Source organism: Methanoculleus sp., from assembly GCF_030019085.1.
Lineage (GTDB): Archaea > Halobacteriota > Methanomicrobia > Methanomicrobiales > Methanoculleaceae > Methanoculleus.
Genome location: NZ_JASEFJ010000041.1, coordinates 1 through 4,928, shown reverse-complemented (window position 1 = coordinate 4,928; position 4,928 = coordinate 1). Strand labels below are relative to the sequence as shown.

Here is a 4,928-nt window from a genome sequence, read left to right as displayed (position 1 = left end):
GCACCCCGTATCTCTTTGCGACTATGACCGCCGCCGCCTCCATACGGAGGTTGCCGTCAAAGTCCCCGCTGATGACCTGGTTGATCTCGGCGGCGATCTCCCGGGCCGGTTTACCGGTCGCGGCGGTGATCCGCGCTATCAGGTCGTCGCAGGGGCTCTCCGCCCCGGTCAGGAGATCAGAGGTGGGTTTGAACCCGAGCGGTATCTCGACCGACGCGAGATCGAAGAGCGGCCGGATGGTTCCCCCATCAATGCCGACGAGTCCTTCTTCCACCGCCCGTTCAAGGAGCCGGTTCGCCTGCTCCTTGTTCATCCATTTCCGGTCGATCGCGACGTAGAAGACGAACTCGCTCCTCTGCAACCGCTCCTTGCGCATATGCTTGAACGGCGCGGCAACAGCAATCTCAAGACTCACTCACAGGCACCCTTGAGTATCGTTCGCAGATCGATTGCATCAAGGTCGCCGTGAGACCCCTCCTTCGCAACATAGCACTCGGTCACCGCGCCTTTATCGACTATCCGGAGGTAGAAGACGTTCTCTGAGACCGGCAACCGTTTTTCCGGGGTGAGAAGGGTCTTCTGCAGGTCGATCCTGAAGTCCGCGGTCTCGGCGACCGTCTCTTCCAGCGGCGCCAGTCTGTCGAGGTCCAGGAACCGCGTCCGGCCTTCTGCGATCTGGATGACGATCCGCTCCTTGATGAGACCGTCCGGGCCGCGCCGGGTGTTATGGGTGTTGCTCAAACGTCCAATGCAGGCCAGGACATCCCGGAACGGCCGGGCGATCTCAAAGTCCAGGTCAATTGATTGGGGAAACCGGTAATATATCCTGCGCATCACTAGAACTGACGCCCGCGGAACGTAAAAAGGATGTGATCCCTTGCAGAGCACCACCTTGGGGAAACGTGATGATCGATAGAGCGCCGGGGAAGGGTACCTATCTGGCGTCACTGTGAAACATCCCACCGAAATTCCGGTTCTGTCCCCGTGCACGGCCTCCAGGGACCATCATCACGCACTGTCCCCATCCTCGCCGTCAGCACCGAGAGTGGCGATTCTCCCTGGCTCCAGTTCATAAAAGTAGAGTTCCTCAGATGGTTCCTGTCGAAGATGTACCTGGCACGGTTCCCGTAGGAGAATAACCACGCACTGCCAATAACCACCAGGGGTGCTCTACATGAACCACCTCTGTCGGATGAAAGGAACGGTAGAAAAAAGTATCTTATGGGAGCAGGACAGCGTTGACGACGCCATCCTGACTTGGCCTGCTGACGATCCGTGCGCGCCCGACCTCCGTCCTTATGATGGCCCCCCTGGTCAGGAGGTTCCGCCGGACGTAGTTAGGGTTGGCACTGTTCTCCTCAACCGTCTCGATCCTGGCCTTCCTGGTCTCGCCGGTTCTCGGGTCCGCCACACTCGCGTATTCCACCCGGAGCGCCCTGACCTTCCGGTTACCACCGTATGTCCGGACAATCTTTCTGCGATCTTCACCGATGTGCGTCTCTGCCGGAGCTCTCCCGATCTCCGACCTCTTCTTGCCACGGGAGGTGTGGTAACGCCCGCCCGAGGGCTTTCTTACTGATCTTCCCTGCCACAACATGTGACCACCGAAATACTTCTGTTGAGGACGCGGTTCCCCGGATCAGGGGTAGCAATCTCCCACTAAAGTGCTATTAGTGTACGAGAGCAGGATATTTAACTCTGCTGCTCACCCCAGGATCGCATCCAGCAACCCCTCCAGCCCAACACCCGCCTTCAGGTTCGTTCGGAAGACCTTCATCTCCGGGTTGTATCGACGGATATCCGACTCCATCCGCTCGATGTTGGCGCCGACGAACGGGGCAAGATCGATCTTGTTGATCACGCCTATGTTTCCTCCGCGAAACATCATCGGGTGTTTGTTCACCACGTCGTCGCCCTCGGTCGAACTGACAACAACGATCCTCTTCTCGGCGCCCAGCCTGAAATCGGTCGGGCAGACCATGTTGCCGACATTCTCGATAAAAAGGATATCTATCTCGTCAAGAGGCAGGTGTTCAAGGGCGTGTTCAACCAGGTGGGCGTCAAGATGGCACTCTTTCCCGGTGTTTGCGTTGTAGGCCGGGATCCCGAGGGCGACGATCCGCCGGAAATCATCGTCACCATAGACATCGCCGGCGATCGCCCCAACGCGAAGCCCGCGTTCGCGGATCAGAGGCACCAGTCGTTCGATCAGGGCGGTCTTTCCGGAACCTATGGCGCCGAGAAGGTCAAACGCCCGGACGCCATGTTCCCTGAGGTGAGCGGCATTGGCGTCTGCCAGACGGTTGTTTGCCTCGTATATATCCTTCTCCAGGTGGACGTCGATCTGATGCATGGTACATTACTGTGATGATGATCTGTTTATAGGTTAACCGCCAAGATCATAGAGCAATGAGCGCTGAACGCATCCTCTACCCATGCTACTTTGATGCCACACTCCGGCGGCGAGAAGGGCGCCGAGTCGCCAGAAACCTCGCAGTGAAGTCCCCGGATCTCTCTGCCATCGCGACAGTTCTGCGGAAGATAAAACTCCAGCACCGCCTGGAGGAGCGCCACCACCCCGCCCACTGGGTGGAGCGTGAAGGCAGGATCGTGGTGGAATGGGAGGGCAGCAAAGAGGACCTTATACGCAGGGTTGCACGCGGTCTATCCGGGCGGGGGGAGGCGTGATGTACGACCTTCACACCCACACCATCCTCTCTGACGGCGAACTTCTTCCGGCAGAACTCGTCCGGCGTGCCGCCGTCCTCGGCTATAAGACGATCGCCATCACCGATCACGCGGACACCTCCAACCTGGCCTACCTGGTGGAGTCGGTGAGCAGGTGCCGGGAAACTGCGGAGTGTTACGGTGTGAACCTCCTTGTCGGGGTGGAGATCACTCACCTCCCACCATCAATGATCCCGGCGGCCGCACGCGAAGCAAAACGACTTGGCGCCGATATCGTTGTCGTCCACGGCGAGTCTGTCCTGGAACCGGTCGCCCCGGGGACGAACCAGACCGCCTGCACCTGTGACCATGTCGACGTGCTCGCCCACCCGGGACTCGTGACGCTCGAAGACGCGCGCGCGGCAGCGGAACACGGAGTGGCACTCGAGATAACCGCACGCACAGGGCACAACCGCACAAACGGCCATGTGGTGCGGATGGCACAGGAGGCGGGATGCCACCTTGTTGTCGATTCTGATGCACACAATCCGTCCGATCTGATGTCAAAAGAAGTGAGGTGGGGGCTCACGGTCGGCGCGGGGTTGACTGAAGCGGAATCGCGGCGGATTCTCTCTCTGGATGCACTTGAGTTCCTTCAGAGATAAGATACTATATTTATATTTTAGCGAAACCTTTTTATATCTTTGTGACAAATATATATACGTTGCTAAATATTTCCAGCTATATTATCCTCCAGAGGTAGCAGTTTGCGGTTAATTGGTCGCTCTGTAGATGTTTGTGGCAATCGTTTGTTAATCTTGCGATGTGATGCTGCACAGTTGCCCCGCCTCTACGGCGAGGTTGTGGATCGCCGCCTAAAACCTCTGGGAGAGGTAGTTGAGATATTCGGGAATATATCGTCGCCCTATGCTGTAGTTCACTGCTACAATGACGTCTCCGTGCAGGCTGGCGAGAAAATCTTTGCAAAATAGGTGCATAATCAATGGCTGAAGTAGAAAAATTAAAACAACTGCAGTTGCAGCGCGAGGCCCTTAAGAAAAGGGAGGAGCAGAAAGTCAAGGAGACCGAGAAGACGCGGCCCGAGGAGAGTGTGGAGTCTGTATGCCCGGAGTGCGGCAGCCACCAGATTGTCCATGACTACGAGCGCGCCGAACTTGTATGCCAGAACTGCGGTCTCGTCATCGACGAAGAGTTTATCGACCGCGGTCCTGAGTGGCGGGCGTTCGACCATGACCAGCGCATGAAGCGGTCACGTGTAGGCGCGCCGATGACCTTCACCATCCACGACAAGGGCCTCTCGACGATGATCGACTGGAGGAACCGCGACTCCTACGGTCGTGCTATCTCAAGCAAGAACCGGGCGCAGCTTTACCGGCTACGAAAGTGGCAGCGGCGTATCCGGGTCTCAAACGCCACAGAGCGAAACCTGGCATTCGCGCTCTCGGAACTGGACCGCATGGCCTCGGCGCTTGGTCTGCCGCGGAACGTGCGCGAGACCGCCGCGGTTGTCTACCGTGACGCCGTGGAAAAGAACCTGATCCGCGGACGGAGTATCGAGGGTGTTGCAGCAGCGGCACTGTATGCGGCGTGCCGGCAGTGCAGCGTTCCGAGGACACTCGATGAGATCGCAGAGGTATCCCGTGTCTCGAGGAAGGAGATAGGACGTACCTACCGGTTCATCTCACGCGAACTCGGCCTGAAACTCCTGCCGACGTCGCCGATCGACTACGTACCGCGCTTCTGCTCGGGGCTGAACCTGAAGGGTGAAGTCCAGAGCCGGGCAGTCGAGATCCTCCGGCAGGCGGGCGAACGCGAACTTACGAGTGGCAGGGGGCCGACGGGTGTCGCAGCGGCCGCGATTTACATCTCCTCGATCCTGGGCGGCGAGAGGCGCACCCAGCGCGAGGTTGCCGAGGTGGCGGGCGTGACCGAGGTCACGATCAGGAACAGATATAAGGAACTGGCAGAAAAGTTAGATATTGAGATCATACTCTGATCTCATATCAAGGGCCCGTAGATCAGGGGTAGATCGTTGCGTTCGCAACGCAAAGGCCGCGGGTTCAAATCCCGCCGGGTCCATCATAAAAACATATTGTTCTTACTTCTTGTGACACATGATACCGTTCGTGGCGACCGAAGGTCGCCGGGGGTTTCGAAAGGGGCAGAGCCCCTTCGGTTGGGACACCAAAGGCCGCGGGTTCAAATCCCGCCGGGTCCATCATAAAAACATATTGTTCTTA

At 58.0% G+C, this 4,928-nt stretch carries 7 protein-coding genes and 1 tRNA gene; 4 read left to right on the top strand and 4 right to left on the bottom strand.

The window, feature by feature from the left end:
- From QMC91_RS09765 to hypB, 4 genes are all read right to left on the bottom strand, one after another.
- A partial coding sequence (locus QMC91_RS09765; RefSeq protein ID WP_300238054.1) for a DUF2240 family protein occupies positions 1–415 on the bottom strand: 415 nt, incomplete at its 3' end.
- Positions 412–834: a hypothetical protein gene (locus QMC91_RS09760; protein WP_300238053.1), complete on the bottom strand. Its 423-nt coding sequence runs from the start codon at positions 832–834 to the stop codon at positions 412–414. The genes QMC91_RS09760 and QMC91_RS09765, both read right to left, overlap by 4 nt.
- 385 nt (positions 835–1,219) lie before the next feature.
- Positions 1,220–1,597, bottom strand: a complete 378-nt coding sequence (locus tag QMC91_RS09755) for a 30S ribosomal protein S8e (protein WP_300238052.1) — start codon at positions 1,595–1,597, stop codon at positions 1,220–1,222.
- 108 nt (positions 1,598–1,705) lie between these two features.
- The gene (gene hypB, locus QMC91_RS09750; protein ID WP_300238051.1) at positions 1,706–2,353 is read right to left on the bottom strand and encodes a hydrogenase nickel incorporation protein HypB; all 648 of its coding nucleotides are present in this window, start codon (positions 2,351–2,353) and stop codon (positions 1,706–1,708) included.
- Positions 2,354–2,409: 56 nt separating this feature from the next.
- On the opposite strand from hypB, the gene QMC91_RS09745 reads away from it, so the two are divergent.
- The 4 genes from QMC91_RS09745 to QMC91_RS09730 all read left to right on the top strand — a co-directional run bounded on the left by QMC91_RS09745 (position 2,410) and on the right by QMC91_RS09730 (position 4,767).
- Positions 2,410–2,688: a signal recognition particle subunit SRP19/SEC65 family protein gene (locus QMC91_RS09745; RefSeq protein ID WP_300238050.1), complete on the top strand. Its 279-nt coding sequence runs from the start codon at positions 2,410–2,412 to the stop codon at positions 2,686–2,688.
- Positions 2,688–3,332 (top strand): histidinol phosphate phosphatase domain-containing protein, encoded by a 645-nt coding sequence (locus QMC91_RS09740; protein ID WP_300238049.1) that lies wholly within the window; start codon positions 2,688–2,690, stop codon positions 3,330–3,332. Before QMC91_RS09745 ends, QMC91_RS09740 begins: the two co-directional genes overlap by 1 nt.
- 338 nt (positions 3,333–3,670) lie before the next feature.
- A complete protein-coding gene (locus tag QMC91_RS09735; RefSeq protein ID WP_300238048.1) occupies positions 3,671–4,684 on the top strand; it encodes a transcription initiation factor IIB in 1,014 nt (337 codons plus the stop codon).
- Between the two features lie 11 nt (positions 4,685–4,695).
- Positions 4,696–4,767 (top strand) — tRNA-Ala (locus QMC91_RS09730).
- Positions 4,768–4,928 lie beyond the last annotated feature (161 nt).